Genomic DNA, 18,790 nt, shown 5'->3' on the forward strand with positions numbered 1-18,790 from the left:
ACCGGAAGCCATTCTGTCCGAGATGAACAGGTGACCGCGGCCCGCTAGTGTTTTCTCATGGAATCGCCGAAGGCCGAGTTCACCAGGTTCGCGGCCCCCGCCACCGGCGGATCGAGCACATCCGGTCCCGCGGAGATCGCCAACGTCCCCGCCCCGGTCGACTACACCCAGACGCCGGCCGACTCCACCCCGTTCATCGTCTGGCCCGGGAACGCCTATCCCCTCGGGGCCACCTATGACGGTGTGGGAACGAACTTCTCACTGTTCTCCGAGGTTGCCACCGCGGTCGACCTCTGCCTGATCGACAGCGCCGGCGTGGAACAGCGGATCCGACTCGAAGAGGTCGACGGCTACTGCTGGCACTGCTACCTGCCCAACGTGGGACCCGGACAGTTCTACGGCTTCCGGGTGCACGGTCCCTACGACCCGTCGCAGGGGCTCCGGTGCGATCCCAGCAAACTGCTGCTCGACCCGTACGGCAAGGCATTCCACGGGGCGTTCGACGGGGATGCCTCGTTGTTCTCCTACGCGATGGCCGCCCCTGCCGAGGAGCCCTCCGCCGAGGATGCGCCCGAACCGTCCGACGAGGCGGACACGGCACCCGGGGACCAGACCGCCGAGCCGGCGTCCGGCGCCGACACGACCCCGGCAGCGAAACCGACGGCCGCCACCGGCGACGAGATCATCGAGACCGACCGGGTGCGGGCGACCAGCGGCCAGCCCGAACCGGCGGTGTCGGGCACGGCGACCCCCAGCGTGCCGATGGCGTCGGCGCACCCGTCCGACATGCCGCAACTCGACTCGCTCGGCCACACCATGGTGTCGGTGGTGATCAACCCGTACTTCGACTGGCAGAGCGACCGGGCCCCGCGTCACCCCTACCACCAGACCGTGATCTACGAGGCGCACGTCAAGGGCATGACGGCGACGCACCCCGATGTGCCCGAACATCTCCGCGGCACCTACGCCGGCCTGTGCCACCCGGTCATCATCGACCACCTCAAGTCCCTCGGCGTCACCGCGATCGAACTGATGCCGGTGCACCAGTTCATGCAGGATTTCGTGCTGCTCGACAAGGGGCTGCGAAACTACTGGGGATACAACACCTTCGGGTTCCTCGCCCCCCATCTGGAGTACGCGTCGCAGCCCGAGCAGCCCGCCAGCGCGGTGACCGAGTTCAAGGCCATGGTGCGGGAGTTCCACCGCGCGGACATCGAGGTCATCCTCGACGTCGTCTACAACCACACCGCCGAGGGCAACCATCTGGGGCCGACGATCTCGTTCCGCGGGATCGACAACGCCGCCTACTACCGGCTGGTCGACGGCAATCCTGAGATGTACATGGACTACACCGGAACCGGCAACAGCCTCAACGGCCGCCACCCGCACACCCTGCAACTGATCATGGACTCGCTGCGGTACTGGGTGTTGGAGATGCACGTCGACGGATTCCGTTTCGACCTCGCGTCCACCCTGGCCCGGGAGCTGCACGACGTGGACCGTCTGTCGGCGTTCTTCGATCTCGTCCAACAGGATCCGGTGGTCAGTCAGGTCAAGCTCATCGCCGAACCCTGGGACGTCGGCGAGGGTGGCTATCAGGTCGGCAACTTCCCGCCGCTGTGGACCGAGTGGAACGGGAAGTACCGCGACACCGTCCGCGACTACTGGCGAGGCGAGCCGGCCACCCTGGGCGAGTTCGCCTCGCGCCTGACCGGCTCGTCGGATCTGTACGAGGCCACCGGACGACGCCCGCTGGCGAGCATCAACTTCGTCATCGCCCACGACGGATTCACCCTGCGGGATCTGGTCTCCTACAACGAGAAACACAATTCGGCCAACGGCGAGGACAACCGCGACGGGGAGAGTCACAACCGGTCGTGGAACTGCGGCGTCGAAGGTCCCACCGACGACCCGGACATCCTGGAACTGCGTGCCCGGCAGCAACGCAACATCCTCGCGACCCTCTTCCTGTCCCAGGGCACCCCGATGCTCGCGCACGGCGACGAGTTCGGGCGCACCCAGCAGGGCAACAACAACGTCTACTGTCAGGACTCCGAGCTGGCGTGGATGGACTGGGCGCTGGCCGAGAAGAACGCCGACCTGCTCGAGTTCACCCGCAAGGCGATCGAGCTGCGCACCGGTCATCCGGTGTTCCGGCGGCGACGGTTCTTCGCGGGCAAACCGATCCGCTGGGGCGATCAGGCCCTCGACATCGTGTGGCTCACCCCGGCCGGTCAGGAGATGACGTCGGAGGACTGGGACAGCGGTTTCGGCCGCAGTCTTGCCGTCTACTTCAACGGTTACGGCATCGGCGAGCCCGACGAGCGCGGCGAGAAGATCGTCGACGACAGCTTCATCGTGTGTTTCAACGCCCACGACGGCGACATCGACTTCCGGCTCCCGTCGGCGTCGTGGGGCGCGGAATGGATCGGTGAACTGGACACCACCGACCCCACCGGGAGCACGGATCTGACGGCCGCCGCCGAGGAGACCGTGCCCGTCGGCGGGCGATCGGTGCTGGTGCTGCGCCGGACGGCGTGAGCCGCCACCGATGACGACCGACCGCTCGACCGCCACCGGCGGGTCACGTGAACCCGTCGCGACCTATCGCATCCAGCTGACCCCGGACTTCGGCTTCGCCGAGGTGATCGGCATCCTCGACCATCTCGCCGAACTCGGGGTGAGCCATCTCTACCTCTCCCCCATCGGCCGCGCCACCGCCGGCTCGATGCACGGCTACGACTGGGTGCCGCCGCCCGGTGTCGCCCCCGCACTCGGCGGATTGTCCGGTCTACGCGAATTACGCAGCGCCGCAACAGCTCTCGGACTGGGCCTGATCATCGACATCGTGCCGAACCACACCGGGGTCGCCGACGTGTCGCAGAACCCGTGGTTCAGCGACCTGCTGCGCTATGGTTCGGCGTCGCGCTATGCCGGCTTCTTCGACGTCGACTTCTCCACCGCGAACGGCGCCGACGGCAAGATCGCGCTACCCGTGCTCGCCGCCGACGGCGACCTGTCCCCACTCGTGGTCGAGGACGGGCACCTGCGCTACTACGACCACGTCTTCCCGACCGCTCCCGGCAGCACCGGTGCACTTAGCCCACTCGAGGTCCACGACCGGCAGCACTACCGCCTGGTGCCGTGGAACAGCGGCCTGATCGGCTACCGACGGTTCTTCACCGTCAACGAGCTCGCGGGCCTCCGCCAGGAGGAGCCCGCGGTGTACGAGGCGACCCACCGGTGGCTCCTCGACCTCATCGACGAGGACCTGATCGACGGTGTCCGGGTGGATCATCCGGACGGTCTGTGGGATCCGCAGTCGTATCTCCGGCGCCTGCGTGGCGACATCGGCGAACACCGCCTCCTCTACATCGAGAAGATCCTCGCCCCGGACGAACCGCTGGAGCCCACCCTGCCGGTCGACGGCACCACCGGCTACGACCAGATGCGGGTCATCGACGCGGTGTTCACCGCACCGACCGGGGTCATCGAACTCGGCGAGATCCACGAACGGATCACCGGCGTCCCCGGCGACGGAGCGTGGTTGCACCGCACCGAGCGTGACCGCAAGCTGACCACGCTGCGCTCGATGTTCCCGACCGAGCACCGCCGCCTGGTGCGTGCGGTCACCCATTCCGATCCGTCGGCCGACGCCGAGGCGGTCGAGGAAGCGACCGCCGAACTCATCGCCGACCTGGGGGTGTATCGCGCCGACTACCCGGCGCTGCGTCCGCGACTGGAGCGGATCGCATCCGAGATCACCTCGCGCACAGCTCGTCTCGCCCCCGCCATGGAGCTGGTGGTGCGCGCCACGGCGAGTCCGGGTGCGGCCACGTCACGGTTGGCTCAGACGTGCGGGGCGGTCACCGCGAAGAGTGTCGAGGACAGCCTCTTCTATCGCACGGCCCGCCTGGTGTCGGCCCAGGAGGTGGGCGGCGACCCGGCCGACCCGACGATGGGTCTACGGGAGTTCCACGCGCACAACGTCCACCGGGCGCGTGAGTGGCCGTGGGCGATGACGGCCACCTCGACACACGACACCAAACGCGGCGAGGATGTGCGTGCACGTATCGCCGTGCTGACCCAGGTGCCCGAACGATGGTCGATGATGGTCGACACGATCTGGCGGTCCACCCCGCCTCCGGACGATCTGACCGGCTACTTTCTGCTGCAGAACATCATCGGCGTGTGGCCGACCGATGGTGCGGTCGACGACATCCTGCGCAGCCGCATCACCGATTACGCGACCAAGGCGGTCCGTGAAGCCGGCCTGCGCACCACCTGGACCGAGGTCGACGACGACTTCGAATCCGCACTCTCGGACTGGATCGCGGCGATCACGTCCGGGCCCGCCGCGGAGGCCATCTCCGGGCTGGTGACCGAGATCGCCCCCAGTTGGCGGTCGGAAGCGCTGGGCCGCAAGATGATCGCGCTCCTGGGTCCCGGGGTCGGTGACGTCTACCAGGGCACCCAATGGTGGGAGGACTCGCTGGTCGACCCGGACAACCGACGACCGGTGGATCACACGCAGTCCACGGACCACCCCAAGACCCGGCTCGTCCGAACCGCCCTGCGAGTGCGCGCCGAGCACGCTGAGGCCTTCCGCGCCGGCAGTGGCTATCTGCCCGTGCACGCCGAGGGACGGGGCGCCGATCACGTCATCGCCTTCGCCCGGACCGCCGGCGACAACCCGCGCGTCGTCGTGGTCGCGACCCGCTTCACCCATGCGCTGTCCGACCACGACCGGGCGTCGACCACCGTCACCCTCCCCGCGGGTCGGTGGCGCGACGAGCTCGCCTCCGGCGCCGATGGCGAAAAGTTCCGGGAGGCAACGCTATCGCTCGCCGACCTGGCGACCTGGCACGGTCTGGCCCTGCTGACCCCGGCCGAGTGAACGCTACAGCTCCGCACGACCTACCGCTCGAGACCTGCCGGGACCGGAGCGCCGAGACGGTCTGTGTCAGCCCGCCGGCGCAGGCGCCGGAGCCGGTTGCGGTTCCGGCGCGGGCGGCGTGGCGCCACCACCCTGTTCCGGCCCGATGCCGGCCTGCGCCCCGCTGAGCTCCGACACCAGCCACTGCCCGTCTTCTTTGCGCAGATCGAGCCACATCAACATCAGGCTCTGGCCACCGTCCGGCGCGAGCGTGCTCGTACCGCTGACCTCCATCAGCACGGCGGTGCGCGCGGTATCGGTGTCGAAGGTCTCCACCGACACCGACTTCACCGCCGACTCGGCGTCCTGCAGGTTGAGCTGCTCCACCGCTTCGGCGGTGTCGGACTGCTGCTGTTCGAGATGCTGGCGGAACTCGCCGGTCGACAACGGGCCCAGCAGCTCCTTCATGCTGCCGACCCCGTCCTTGGTCATCGTGCTCACCAACTTGGTGACGAATTCCTCGGAGGCCGCCTTGCTGCCGTCGAACGCGTCGAGTCGCTGACGCTCCTGGTAATACCCCCACCCGAGCAAGGCGACGCCGACGACTGCAACGATCGCGATGATCGCGGCGGCGACCTTCGCCAGGCCTGCGCTGGTGAATGTCAACGAGAACTGACGTGGTTCCGACGACGGGATCTTCCCGGGTTCGTCGGTCTGTGCGGTGGTCTCGTCGCGTTCACGGTCGGTCGACGGCCGCGCCGACGATCCACCCGACTTACGCGCGGCCTTCGTCCGCGGTCGCGGGGTGGCCTCGGCTGTGGGGGTCTCGTCGACCTCGGTCTCTGCGGAGTCGTCGGTCGGCTTGTCCTGCTCGGTCATTCCTACTCTTCACATCATTTGTCGAGCGGCACGGTTCGCGCGTTCGGGTCGAAACCGGGGGGCGGACCGGCGGTGTCGTCACCGGGCGGCCGTGGTGCGTTGGCCGATCCCCGGATCTGCTGTTGCGGATCCTCAGTGACACAGTACAGATTCGTCGGGACGGTGAGTTCCAGGATCTTGGTCGGCCGGACCGGCGTGACCGCGTAGTTGCAGTGGGGCCGCGGATACACCGATCCGAACGCCCACCAGGCACCGTCGTGGAACATGGAGAGGCTCTTGACGCTCGCGTCCCGAATCGACGGCAACAGATTGGCGATCGCGGGCGCCCGGAGTGCGCCCTGACGCGCGATGTCGACGAGCTGGCCCACCACGTCGGTGACCGGATCCCGGATCTGGTTGAGCGAGCCGGTCAGGCTGGTCAGCTGGGTCGGCCCCCGATCGAGCAGCGTCCGCAACTCCTGGTCGGCGGCGACCGCGGCATTGACGATGGTGCTCAGCGAATCGACGGTCGTCCCGAGATCGGGCTGGATCTGGGCGGTCGTCTGCAGGATCGTGCCGGTGTTCGAGATCAGTTCCGTGGTCTCCGGCAACACCCGCGCGAGGTCGGCGAAAATCGTTCCGCCGGAGACGAACAACGATTCCAGGACGTTGTCGCCGGTGCCGTCGGCGCCGAGCCCGACCTCCAGGTTGTCGATCGCCGACCGCAGTTTCACCGGGTCGATCTGGTCGACGACGTCGAGCGTCGCCTCCAGTGTTCCCGGGAACGGCGCGGTGACCCGGGTCTGATTCATGTTGATCTCGTCGCCGTCGGTGAAGTACGGACCGTCGGCGGTGGCCGGCTGGAAGTCGACGTACTGTTCACCCGCGGCGGACAGTCCGAGGGCGGCGACCACGGCGTTGCGGTTGATCTTCACGTCCTCGGCGATCGCGACGGTCACGTCGACGGAGTCCGGTTGCACCTGGATGTCCTCGACGTCGCCGACACGGTCGCCACGCACCGTGACACCCGAGGTCTCCTGCAGCCCACCGGAGTTCGGGAAGTGCACGGTGAGCTGATAGGTGCCCTGGAACGGATCCCAGCGCAGCGCTCCGAACGACAGATACGCCAGGCCGACCAGCATCACCAGGATCAACCCGAGGTTGCCGAACAACACCGCATGCTTGCGCAGCCACATGATCGGGCCTCCCGACGCGCTCATCCGCAGCACCCCTGTGTTCCGTTGAGCCGCGCCAGGAGTCGGGTCAGCGTCTGCTGTAACGCCTCCGAGGCCGCGTCGACGTCCTCGAGTTCCGGCAACCGCGTCGCCGAGTCGAATCCGACACCCGGGTTCAGGTAGTACACCTTCGACGACAACGCGGCAGCGCTACCCGGGGTCGCCTTCACCCATTTCGGCGTCAGTTCGGCGAGATTGTCCGCCAGCGGGCCCAGCGTGACCGCCCCTTCCCGGAGTCCGTCGAGGGCGGTCTCGAGGTGCGCCAGCAGTTCGACGAGATTGTCCGATTCGGAGCCGAGGAAGTCGTTCGTCGCCGCAGTCACCTGGTTGGTCTTGTCCAGTGTGGTCAGGATCTGCCCGATCTGGCTGTTCACCGCGTTCACCGCCGGTGCGAGCTTGTTGATCGACGCCATGATCTGGGCGCGGCCGGCCGCGAGCTGACCGGTCAGCACGCTCGTCTGGCGCATCGACTCGTCGACCCGCGACGCGTTCTCGTTGAACTTGGTGATCGCGGTGGTGAGGCCCTCGATCGACCCGGACAACGCATCCGGGTTCGGCGAGACCGCCTTGCTCAGCTCGATCAGGATCACGGTGAGCGAGTTGATCGATCCGCTGTCGACGACCCCGGCGGTGCTGACCAAGAGGTCTTCCACCGTGGCCGCCGCCGACGTCGGACCCGTCAGGGTATCGCCGTCGGCGAGATAGCCTTCCGGCTCGCCGGGTGGCGGCAGCAGCGCGACGAACACATCACCGAGCGGCGTGGCCTGGCGCAGCTCGGCGCCCGTCCCGACGGGCAGCTGCGTGGCGTCGCCGACCTGCATGGTGACCACCGCGGTGTAATCCTCGGCGACGATGTCGGACACCTGGCCGACATCCATACCGTTGAGCTTCACCTTCGCGCGCGTGGGCAGGTTGAGGGCGTTGTCGAAGGTCGCCGTGATGTCGATGGAGTCACCGATGCCGCCGGGTGCCGGCAGCGGGATCTGCTCGACGGTGAGCCCGGGCACCACCCCACACCCGGACATCGCCAGCACGGCGGCCGCCGTCAGCGTCACCACCCCGCGCCGGCGCAGCCGCCGGGGGCTCCGCGGTTCGCCGACCGCTCGGAAGGGCCGCACTCCGTCCCGGGTCATTTCGCCAACTCCAACATCGCGGAGAACACCCCGAGGTCCGGGCCGAAGTCCTCGAGCCGTCCCGTTCGGCAACCGTTCTCCTGCAGGTTGATCGCCTGGCAGAACGTCGACACCAATTCGGTGTCGATGAGGGACTTGTCGAGGAGCACCTGTGCTCGCCAGGCTCCCTGCTCCGGTGACACCGAGTTGCTCAGGTTCTGGAACAGCAGCGGGCCGAGGTCGATGGTCTCGACCACCTGGCGGGAGAAGTCGCTGAGATTGGCCGCGAGCGCCGCGAGCCGGCCGGTGGAGGAACCGATCGCACCGGAGTTGTTCTGCAGGAAGACCGTGGTGTTCTGCAGAGCCACATTGAGGTCGCCGAGCACGGCCTGCAGACCGGGCGCCTGTGTCCGCAGCATCTGGGACACGTCGTTGATGGAGTTGGAGAAGGCCGTCATCTTCGGGTAGTTGGCGACCAATGTCGACGTGAGGTCCTGCACTGTACGGATGATGTCGACGAGCGCGTCGCCGTTGCCGGAGGCCACCTCCGCCGCCTGGCCGAGTTCGTCCAGCGCGACTCGCATCCGTTCGCCGTTGCCGCTGGTGATGCCGGCGGTGATGTCGATCATGTCCGCGATCGGCCCTTCACCCGGGCCGTCGCCCGACAACGACACCATCAAACGGTCGATCGAGTCGAACAGTTCGCCGACCGACACCGGACTCTTCGTCTCCTCGATCACCCCGCCGTCGACGAGTTCGGGCCCCTCGGTGTAGGCGGGGGTGAGTTCGATGTGACGGGTCGTGACGATCGAGGTGTTGACGATGGCCGCGGTGGCGTCGGCGGGCACCGGGACGTCCTCGTCGACGGTGAACGTGACCTTGACCCGACCGCCCTGCTGCTGCACCGAGGTCACCTGGCCCACCGGCATGCCGAGCACGGCGATGTCGTTGCCCTCGTAGAGACCTGAGACGTCGTCGAAGTAGGCGGTCGCCTCGATGGCCCAACCGAACGCGGAGGTCCACGATGCCGGGATGAGCGAGCATCCCGAGATTCCGAAGACGGCGAACAGGGACACCGCCGTGAGGGCGATCGAACGACGCATACGGTTTGTCAGCATCCGTCCACCACCCGGGCGGTGCACAACCAGTTGTCGGGGAAGATGCCCCACGGCAGGTAGCCGTTGGCGTACGGGCCGTCGCCGAGGACGTTGTTGGTGGTGCGTGCCGTCAGCGGCAGGACCTCGAGCATCTTGCGCAGGTTCGCCCGGTTCTTCTCCAGACCCTGCGAGATGGTGTTGAGGTTGGCCATGATCGGCGCGAACTGGTTGCCGTTCTCGCGTGCGACGGCGCGGGCCTGCTCGGCGAGTTCCGCGATGCCGTCGAGCATCCGGGTGACCAGCGCCTCCCGGGTCGCGATCTTCTCGGCGAGCTGCTGACCCTGACCGACGATGATGGACAGTTGAGCCTGGCTGTCGTCGACGATCGCGGTGACGGCCTTCGTGTCGCTGACCAGTTGGTTGATCTGATCGCGCCGGTTGGTGATGATCTCCGACATGGCGGTCAGCGAGTCGAGCGTCGGCTTGGTGACCGCGGGTGCGCCGGCGAGTTGCAGGTTCAGGGTGCGGATGCTCTCGCTGAGTTCCACGTCGTCGATGCCCGCGATGATCGGTGTGCCCTCTTCGATGGTCCTCTGCAGGTCATACGGGACCCGGGTGTCGGTGATGCGGTCGCCGTCGAGCAGGTCGGGCGAATCACCCAGGGTGACATCGACGTAGCGCTGTCCGAGCAGGGTCGACATCTTGATCTCGGCCGACCCGTTCGCGGTGACGTCGACGTCGTCGTTCACCTTCATGGTGACGTCCACCTGGTCGCCGGCGAGGTCGGTGGCGCTGACCTCGCCCACGTCGATGCCGGCGACGCGCACCTTGTCGCCGGGACGGATGCCGCCGGCCTGCGCGAACTCACCGACGTAGGTCTTCTTGCCGAGGTGCGCCTGGGCCAGAGCGGTGACGCCCAGGACCAGCAGCACGATCACCACGGCGCCGATCACGCCGTACCACATCCGCTTGTTCTCGCGGAAATAGTTGCGCCACCTACTCATTGGCACACCTCCGAGTGCTTGGTGCCGCCGATCTTGTTGATGATCCCGGGCGGGAAGAGAACGTCACCGATCGCGATGTCGAGGTCGCATGCGTAGATGTTCAGATACGCTCCCTGCCCCTGCACCATCGGGAAGTGTCCGAGGAAGATCGGCAGCTGGAAGGCCATCCCGTCGAGCTTGGAGCCGTTGGCGATGAGTGTGTCGGTCGCGGCGCGCGCGTCGGTGGCGGCGCCGGCCAGCGACGAGCGGCTGCGGGCCAGGACGTCGGCGAAACCGGTTGCCGTCTCCCCGATCTGGGACACCGAGCGACCGAACGCGGCCGAGTTGGCGTTGAGGTTCTCGATGAGGGTGGAGATGCTGTCGATCACTGTCCCGACCTGCGAACCCTGCAGTGCGAGGTCACGCATGACGCCGCTGAGATTGTCGATGATGGCCCCGATGACCGCATCACGGTCGGCCATGTCACTGGCCACCTGACCCACCTCGGCGACCGTGTAGCTCAACGACACCTCGTTGCCCTGGAACGCCTGGATCAGACCCTCCGACAACGCGTTCACCTGATCGGGTTCCAGCGTCTCGAAGACCGGCTGGAATCCCGCGAGCAACTCCGTGACGTCGAACGAATCCTCCGACGGCTGCTGCAGCGTCGACCCGGCGGGCAGGGGGTTGCTGGGCTCGTCGGGCACCAGCGACAACGCGACATACCGCTGCCCGATCAGGTTCTGGTAGCGGATGGCCGCCTTGGTGTTGGTGAACACCGACTGATCGGTCAGCACCTCGAAGCTCACCCGGGCGCGCCCGTCGTCGAGCACGATCTCGTCGACGCGACCGACCCGCACACCCGCCATCCGCACATCGTCGCCGGAGGCCAGACCCGACGCGTCGTTGAAGACGGTGTCGTACGTGCGGGTGTCGCCCGGCAGCGCACGTTCCAGCGTCGACCAGATGACGTAGGTCAGCAACACCGCGATGACGGCGAAGATCGAGAAACCGATGAGGGGCCTGCGAATACTGGTTTGTCCGTGGCTCATCAGCGGCCCCCTTCCCGCTCGCCCGGTGCGTCCGGCACGATCTGCGACGACTGCACGAGTGGTCCGAGCATCAGTGTGTCGGCGGTGTTCGGCTGGCGGCGCAGCGCCTCACCCAACGTCACCTTGTCACCGGACGTCGACACCATCCCGAAGGTCTCCGCGGCACGGCGCATGCCGTCGGACGGATAGATCGTCAGCGGACCCGAACTCGTGGGGCCGGTGCCGGTGCCGGGGCCGACACAGTTCGGGCCGCGCATCGTTCCGTACGGCCCCCCGTTGTAGACGGGGCAGTTCTGCCGGGTGTAGCGCTCGAACGCACCGAAGTTCACCCCGATGTTGAGCTGCGGATGGCCGTTGACACCGGTGAAGACGGTGAGCACCCGGGCCGCGAGGTTGTTGAGTGCCTCCAACCCCTGCGGCAGTGACTCCGGCTCGAGCACCGCGGCACCGATCAGCCGGTTGAGATCACCCACCACGCGCTTGCCGCTGTCCCCGTTGGCCGCGAACAACGCCTGGGTCTCGTCGAGGAGGCCCTGGCCCGCCGACAACAGTGCGGTCAGTTCCTGCTGCTTCTCCGCGACGGTCATCGCCGGGATGACGCTGCGGCCCAGGGTGTCGAGCAGTTCGGGCGTGGATTCCGCCAGACCCCGGACCGCGTTGTCGAAGTTGTCGAAGCCGCCCGGTGCACCCGGCGGGAACTGTGCGTTGATGGTCTGCCAGTAGTTGTCCAGCAGGGGCACGAACGCGCCGAACACCGCGCCGCCCCCTTCGAGTGCGTCGGCGATGACGCCGAGCACCGAGGCGAGATCCTCGGGTGGGACGGCCTGCAACAGGATTCGCAACTCGTTCTGGGCGTCCTGCAGTTTCAGCGTGGGCAACGACTCGTCGGCCGGGATCGTGGTCCCCGACGTGAGATGGTCCTCGCTGGGGTCGGCGGGCCGGATGAGCTGGACCGAGTTCACACCGAACAGGTTGGCCGGAACCGTGCGCGCGGTGACGTTCTCCGGGATGCCGTCGGCCTGGTCGGGGTCGATGTCGATCTCGACGTTCTTGTACTGGAGATTGCGCGGCCCCACCTCGTCGCTGAGTTCGATCGACTTCACCGACCCCACGATCAGCCCGTTGTAGCGCACGTCGGCCTGCGTGATCAGTCCGTCGCCGACGTCGGTGAGCTTCGCGGTCACCGGGACGGTCGAGGTGAACACGCCCTGGTAGCGCATGAACAGCAGCACGAACAGGATGAGCAGCGCGATGAGGAATGCGACCCCGCGCAGGATGTATTGCGGGAGCGAGGGGTTGCGGCCGTCGGTGTCGATCTGCATCGGTCTGTCCCCCTAACCCGATATCTGAATTCCGGGCGAGGTGCCCCAGAAGACCAGTGTCATGACCAGATTCGCGAAGACGATCACGATGATCGCCATGCGGATCGCGTGACCCGCGGCCACCCCCACTCCCTCGGGTCCGCCTGAGGCGAAATACCCGTAGTAGCACTGGATGAACGTCGTGAGCAGCACGAAGACGATCACCTTGACGAAAGAGAACGCCATGTCCCCGGAGACGAGGAATTGGTTGAAGTAGTACAGGTAGGTGCCCGCGCCCTGGCCGCTCTGCAGCTGGAACATGACCTGGCAGGCGAGGTAGTTGGCCGCCAGCGACACCGAGTAGAGCGGGACGATCGCGAGCACCGCGGCCGACATCCGGGTGGTGACCAGATACGGCAGCGGGCGGATCGCGATCGATTCCAGCGCGTCGATCTCCTCGCTGATCCGCATCGAACCGAGCTGGGCGGTGAACCGGCACCCCGACTGCGCGGTGAACGCGGTTGCCGCGAGCAGCGGGGCGATCTCGCGGGTCGTCGCGAACGCGGACAGACCACCCGTCAACGGCGACATGCCGAGCAGATTGAGCGCGGTGTAACCCTCGATGCCGACCGTCGCGCCGCCCATGATGCCGAGGATGACCATGACGCCGACGGTGCCGCCGCCGACGACGATCGCGCCGTTGCCCCAGGCGACGTCGGACAGCAGCCGCCACACCTCTTTGCGGTAGTGGGTGAACGTGATCGGGACCGAACCGATCGACTTCACCAGGAAGGTGATCAGGTGCCCCATCGCGGCGAGCGCGTTCCGCGGGCCCCGGTAGAGGCCCTTGGCCGCCTCGACCGGGCGCAGGAGCGGCGGTACGTAGCGTGATGCGGTCACGTCACACCACCCTCGACGGGACGAGGATCGCGAAGAGTTGGGTCAGCGCGACGTTGACGGTGAACAGCAGTAACACCGAGTTGACCACCGCGGCGTTGACCGAGTTGGCCACGCCGGCCGGCCCACCCTTGGTGGTCAGCCCACGATCGCACGCGACGATGGCCACGATCGCCCCGAAGATGACGGCCTTGGTGATCGCGAAGGCCAGGTCGGCCACCGACGCGAATGACGCGAATGTGCCCGTGTAACTGCCCGGCGTGCCGCCCTGGAAGTAGACGTTGAACACGTAGCCGGTGATGAACCCGACGAAGCACACGAATCCGCAGAGCAGGAAGCTGACCACCATGGTGGCCAGCAGTCGCGGCGAGATCAGGCGCTCGACCGGGTTGACACCCATCACCCGCATCGCGTCGATCTCGTCGCGGATGGTGCGGGAACCCAGGTCGGCGGCGATGGCCGACCCCACCGCACCGGCGAGCAGCAGCGAGGTGACCAACGGCGCGCCCTGCCGGATGACGCCGAGACCGGTGGCGGCACCCGAGAACGACGTGGCACCGATCTGACCGGCGATGTTGGACACCTGGATCGAGACGATCACGCCGATCGGGATGGCGACCAACAGGGTCGGGAACACCGAGGTGCTGGCCATGAAGGCGCACTGGCGGACGAACTCCCGGAACGGGAACCGGCCCTTGACGAGGTCGACGATCAGGACGCGGAAGACCTCGACGAACATCGCCATCTGCCGGCCGAAGGTGTCGAACGACGCCAGTACGTGCTCACGGAACCACCGACGAACACCGCCGGAACCACGTGTGCCCTCGCCGCGCGAGGTCGCCGTGTCAGTCGTCACTCCCCTGCCCCTGCTGTCGGCTGCCCCTGATCGAGGCTCGTCATATCACATATATGATCCGTGCAGAGTGTCCTGTCAGACCACTCGAGCACGGCTTCCCCCTGTCGACGACCCCCGGCCCGGTAATATACCTCGCTTCGATATCTTGCTTGTGCTACGGGTCACAGTACCGACATCTGCGGCGGTAGCGTCCGCGACATACCTTGTGTTGGATGACCGATCAGTCAGGGGCTCCGGACACCATAACTGGGACGAGCGACCAACGTGCGCGAAATACTCGCATTTCGGTCCCGGCGAGTCCTTACACACCGCCGTCGCATCCGGGTGAGATCCGTGTCTGGGCACCCGCCGCCGGCACCGTCACCCTGGTCATCGGTACCGATGCCGGCGATACCACCGATGTCGCCTTGCAGCGCGACCCGTCCGAGCCGGAATGGTGGATGTCCCCGTCCGGCGCGATCCCGAGCGAGATCCGTACTGCGGACCGCGCCGGCGTGCGCTACCGGTTCGTCGTCGACGGCGGGGACCCGTTGCCCGATCCGCGCTCGGTCCGCCTGCCCGACGGAGTGCACTCGGCGTCCGCCCTGCACCGACTCGACGAGTCGACCTTCACCGACCAGGACTGGTCCGGCATCGACATGCGCGGTGCCGTGCTCTACGAGTTGCACATCGGCACCTTCACCCCGGAGGGCACATTCGACTCCGCAATCGGCCGGCTCGACCATCTGGTGGCGCTCGGCGTCGACGTCGTCGAGGTGATGCCGATCAACGCCTTCAACGGCACCTACGGCTGGGGCTACGACGGGGTCGCCTGGTACGCCGTGCACGAACCGTATGGCGGGCCCGACGGATTCGCGCGATTCATCGACGCCTGCCACTCGCGTGGTCTCGGTGTGGTGCTCGACGTGGTCTACAACCATCTCGGGCCGTCGGGAAACTATCTACCGGACTTCGGCCCGTATCTCACCGAGGGCACCACCAGTTGGGGGTCGTCGGTGAACCTGGCCGAGCCCGACTCCGACGAGGTACGCGCGTTCATTCTCGGCAACGCGCTGCGCTGGCTTCGCGACTTCCACGTCGATGGTCTCCGTCTGGACGCCGTGCACGCGCTCGCCGACCACCGTGCCGTCCACCTCCTCGAAGAGCTCGCCGTCGCCACCGACCGGCTCGCCGAGGAACTCGGCAGACCCTTGACCCTCATCGCGGAGAGCGACCTCAACGACCCGCGGCTCATCACCCCCCGTCGACTGGGCGGCTACGGGCTGGCCGCCCAGTGGGACGACGACATCCACCATGCGATCCACGCCACGGTCTCGGGTGAGCGCCAGGGCTACTACGCCGATTTCGGCGGTCTCGACGGGTTGGCAAAGGTTCTGGAGGGCGGCTTCTTCCACGACGGCACCTACTCGTCTTTTCGCCGCCGCCGCCATGGCCGGCCGATCCCGACCGACATCATCGAGGCCTCGGCGCTGGTGACCTACACCTGCAACCACGACCAGGTCGGCAACCGGGCGACCGGCGACCGGCCGTCGGCGTACCTCGATAGTGGGCAACTCGCGATCAAAGCGGCCCTGGTGCTCTTGTCACCGTTCACGCCGATGCTGTTCATGGGCGAGGAATGGGCCGCCGCCACCCCGTTCGCCTTCTTCACCTCCCACCCGGAACCGGAACTCGCCGAGGCGGTGCGGACCGGGCGACGCAGCGAGTTCGCCGAGCACGGTTGGGACGCGGCGGAGGTACCCGATCCGCAGGATCCGGCCACCTTCGAGTCGTCGAAGCTCGACTGGTCGGAGCTCGACGAGCCCAAGCACGCGCGCATGCTCGCGTTCTACCGGGATCTCGTCGCGCTGCGGAAGTCCGAGGCCGACTTCGCCGCCTCCGGATTCGCTTCCGTCACCACCGACTTCGACGACGACGCCGGCTGGTTCGCGATGTTCCGGGGCGGCTGGGTGGTCGTGTGCGTGCTCGGCGAGGACGAGACGGCCGTGCCGATCCGGATGGACCCGGCGCTGGTGTGGGAGGACGTGACCGTCGATGACGCTGCGGTGCGCAGTCCGGGGCACAATGTCGTGATCGGAAGGCTTCGGTGATGGTCCGCTGATCGAGTAGGGCGAGCCACCCCGTACCGCTGATCGAGTAGGACGAGCCGCCCCAACCGGTGATCGAGTAGGACGAGCCGCCAGGCGAGACCGTATCGAGATCCCCAGCCGCCCAACGAGATCTCGATACAACCTCCGCTAGCGCTCCGGTCTACTCGATCAACGGGACGGTCACGCTCCAGCCCGCTCGACCAACAAAAGACACCCCCAACCGCTGATCGAGTAGGACGAGCCGCCAGGCGAGACCGTATCGAGATCCCCAGCCGCCCAACGAGATCTCGATACGACCTCCGCTAGCGCTCCGGTCTACTCGATCAGCGGGAGGGTCACGCTCCAGTCCACTCGACCAACAAAAGACACCCCCAACCGCTGATCGAGTAGGACGAGCCGCTAGGCGAGACCGTATCGAGATCCCCAGCCGCCCAGCGAGATCTCGATACAACCTCCGCTAGCGCTCCGGTCTACTCGATCAACGGGAGATCACGCTCCAGTCCACTCGACCAACAAAAGACACCCCCAACCGCCGATCGAGTAGGGCGAGCCGCTAGGCGAGACCGTATCGAGATCCCCTCCCGCGAAATAGATCTCGATACAACCTCCGCTAGCGCTCCGGTCTACTCGATCAACGGGAGGTCACGCTCCGGTCCACTCGATCGACAAAAGACACCCCCAACCGCTGATCGAGTAGGGCGAGCCGCTAGGCGAGACCGTATCGAGATCCCTTGCCGCGAAATAGATCTCGATACGACCTCCGCTAGCGCTCCGGTCTACTCGATCAACGGGAGGGTCACGCTCCGGTCTACTCGATCAGCGGGAGTTACGCGGTCAGGTCAGGTAGTCGTATGCCGGCGTGCCCGGTTCCAGGCGCTCGCAATGCAGATGTGAGTGCGACATCCGGTCCATCAGTCCGGCGAGCCCGGCAGGCTCGCCCAGCTCGATGCCGACGAGCGCGGCACCCGTCTCGCGGTTGTTGCGTTTGACGTATTCGAACAGGGTGATGTCGTCGTCCGGTCCCAGGACCTCGTTCAGGAAGCGGCGTAGCGCGCCCGGCTCCTGCGGGAAGTCGACGAGGAAGTAGTGCTTGAGACCCTTGTGGACCAGCGACCGCTCGATGATCTCGCCGTAGCGCGAGACGTCGTTGTTGCCGCCGGACACCAGGCAGACGACCGTCGCATCCGGCGCGATCTGCAGAGACGACAGCGCGGTCACGGCCAACGCGCCGGCCGGCTCGGCGATGATCCCCTCGTTCTGGTAGAGCGCGAGCATGGTCGTACAGATCGCGCCCTCGTCGACGTGGGTGATGTGAACGCTGCCCGGCGACGTGACATGGCAGGCATCGGCGGGAAGAACATCGACGGCCGACGTGGGGGCGACCTCGGCGAGAACCGGGTGATCGGTGATGGTGGCGCCCAGCGACGACATCACCCGGTGCCCGATCGAACCGATCCGCTTCACCGCCGCACCGTCGACGAAGGGATCGATCGTGTCCAGCGTGACGGGCCCGCCCGCGGCGAGTGCGGCGCTCAGCGACACGGCACCGGTGGGTTCCACGCCGACGATGGCCACGTCGTCGCCGACCGACCGGAGGTAGGTCGCCATCCCGGCGAGGCAGCCGCCGCCGCCGACCGGGGCGACCACGACGTCGGGCACGGTACCGAGCTGCTCGACGATCTCGTGGGCGATGGTGCCTTGACCGGCGGCCGTACGCGGGTCGTCGAATGCATGGATCCACGACGCCCCGGTGCGCATCACGTCGGCCTGCGCCGCCGCGGCAGCAGCGTCGTAGGTCTCCCCGACCGCGAGCAGCTCCACGAATTCCCCGCCGTGCCAACGAATCCGATCGCGCTTCTGCTTCGGCGTGGTCGTCGGGACGTAGATTCGACCGCGCACCCCCATGGACCGGCACGCGAACGCGACACCCTGTGCATGGTTGCCGGCGCTGGCGGCCACCACCCCGCGGGCCAACTCCTCGGAGGACAGCTGCGCCATCACGTTGTAGGCCCCGCGGATCTTGTACGAGCGCACCGACTGCAGGTCTTCACGCTTGAGCAGGACCCGTGCTCCGATGGCCGCCGAGATGCGGGGTGCCTCCTCGAGCGGGGTGCGGGCGACCGCGGCGGCGATTCGCTCGACCGACGCGCTGACGGCGTCGCCCGTCAATTGGTGGTCGTGCTGATGAACCGGTGCCTGCTGGGTACTCACGATCTCCATGCTCTCACCTGCCCCGATCGGCGGCGCGCGGGAGGTCACGGCGCCGGGTCGGGTCGGGTTCGTTCCTCGACGGCTCCTCGCGGGCGGCATAGACTCCGCACAGGGCCAACGCCGTAGCCGTTCGAGATCCCGGGTGGCAGGCGACCACCACCGATGCGGGAGGCCGGCATGTTCGGACGCAGCAGCTCGGACCCTGACGATCGTCGTTCCCAC

The 18,790-nt window shown here is 67.1% G+C and carries 13 protein-coding genes; 3 read left to right on the plus strand and 10 right to left on the minus strand.

Annotation, left to right across the window (positions count from 1 at the left end):
• Nucleotides 1-57: 57 nt before the first annotated feature.
• Nucleotides 58-2,541: a glycogen debranching protein GlgX gene (gene glgX, locus V1Y59_RS08630; protein ID WP_330504417.1), complete on the plus strand. Its 2,484-nt coding sequence runs from the start codon at nucleotides 58-60 to the stop codon at nucleotides 2,539-2,541.
• A gap of 10 nt (nucleotides 2,542-2,551) precedes the next feature.
• Nucleotides 2,552-4,897 (plus strand): malto-oligosyltrehalose synthase, encoded by a 2,346-nt coding sequence (gene treY / locus V1Y59_RS08635; RefSeq protein WP_330504418.1) that lies wholly within the window; start codon nucleotides 2,552-2,554, stop codon nucleotides 4,895-4,897.
• Between the two features lie 66 nt (nucleotides 4,898-4,963).
• On the opposite strand, the gene V1Y59_RS08640 is transcribed toward treY, so the two are convergent.
• Genes V1Y59_RS08640 through V1Y59_RS08680 form a run of 9 tightly spaced genes read right to left on the minus strand, consistent with a single transcriptional unit; the run spans nucleotide 4,964 to nucleotide 14,267 of the window.
• Nucleotides 4,964-5,755, minus strand: a complete 792-nt coding sequence (locus V1Y59_RS08640) for a hypothetical protein (RefSeq protein WP_330504419.1) — start codon at nucleotides 5,753-5,755, stop codon at nucleotides 4,964-4,966.
• 14 nt (nucleotides 5,756-5,769) lie between these two features.
• Nucleotides 5,770-6,954 carry an MlaD family protein gene (locus V1Y59_RS08645; RefSeq protein ID WP_330504420.1) on the minus strand — a complete coding sequence of 395 codons (1,185 nt, stop codon included), beginning with the start codon at nucleotides 6,952-6,954 and terminating at the stop codon, nucleotides 5,770-5,772.
• Complete coding sequence (locus V1Y59_RS08650) at nucleotides 6,951-8,102, minus strand: MlaD family protein (protein ID WP_431309132.1); 1,152 nt, start codon at nucleotides 8,100-8,102, stop codon at nucleotides 6,951-6,953. Before V1Y59_RS08650 ends, V1Y59_RS08645 begins: the two co-directional genes overlap by 4 nt.
• Entirely contained in the window at nucleotides 8,099-9,199 is a 1,101-nt protein-coding gene (locus tag V1Y59_RS08655; RefSeq protein ID WP_330504421.1) for an MlaD family protein, read from the minus strand. The genes V1Y59_RS08650 and V1Y59_RS08655 overlap by 4 nt, the downstream gene beginning before the upstream one ends.
• The gene (locus V1Y59_RS08660; RefSeq protein ID WP_330504422.1) at nucleotides 9,193-10,182 is read right to left on the minus strand and encodes an MCE family protein; all 990 of its coding nucleotides are present in this window, start codon (nucleotides 10,180-10,182) and stop codon (nucleotides 9,193-9,195) included. Before V1Y59_RS08660 ends, V1Y59_RS08655 begins: the two co-directional genes overlap by 7 nt.
• Nucleotides 10,179-11,213 (minus strand): MCE family protein, encoded by a 1,035-nt coding sequence (locus V1Y59_RS08665; RefSeq protein WP_330504423.1) that lies wholly within the window; start codon nucleotides 11,211-11,213, stop codon nucleotides 10,179-10,181. The genes V1Y59_RS08660 and V1Y59_RS08665 overlap by 4 nt, the downstream gene beginning before the upstream one ends.
• Entirely contained in the window at nucleotides 11,213-12,535 is a 1,323-nt protein-coding gene (locus V1Y59_RS08670) for an MlaD family protein (protein WP_330504424.1), read from the minus strand. The genes V1Y59_RS08665 and V1Y59_RS08670 overlap by 1 nt, the downstream gene beginning before the upstream one ends.
• A 12-nt stretch (nucleotides 12,536-12,547) precedes the next feature.
• Nucleotides 12,548-13,414: an ABC transporter permease gene (locus V1Y59_RS08675; protein ID WP_330504425.1), complete on the minus strand. Its 867-nt coding sequence runs from the start codon at nucleotides 13,412-13,414 to the stop codon at nucleotides 12,548-12,550.
• A gap of 1 nt (nucleotide 13,415) precedes the next feature.
• A complete protein-coding gene (locus V1Y59_RS08680) occupies nucleotides 13,416-14,267 on the minus strand; it encodes an MlaE family ABC transporter permease (RefSeq protein WP_330504426.1) in 852 nt (283 codons plus the stop codon).
• Nucleotides 14,268-14,479: 212 nt separating this feature from the next.
• On the opposite strand from V1Y59_RS08680, the gene treZ reads away from it, so the two are divergent.
• Complete coding sequence (treZ, locus tag V1Y59_RS08685) at nucleotides 14,480-16,357, plus strand: malto-oligosyltrehalose trehalohydrolase (protein ID WP_330504427.1); 1,878 nt, start codon at nucleotides 14,480-14,482, stop codon at nucleotides 16,355-16,357.
• An 834-nt stretch (nucleotides 16,358-17,191) separates the two neighbouring features.
• On the opposite strand, the gene ilvA is transcribed toward treZ, so the two are convergent.
• Complete coding sequence (gene ilvA, locus V1Y59_RS08690; protein WP_330504428.1) at nucleotides 17,192-18,577, minus strand: threonine ammonia-lyase IlvA; 1,386 nt, start codon at nucleotides 18,575-18,577, stop codon at nucleotides 17,192-17,194.
• Nucleotides 18,578-18,790: the final 213 nt, after the last annotated feature.

This window comes from Gordonia prachuapensis (assembly GCF_036350515.1).
GTDB lineage: Bacteria > Actinomycetota > Actinomycetes > Mycobacteriales > Mycobacteriaceae > Gordonia > Gordonia prachuapensis.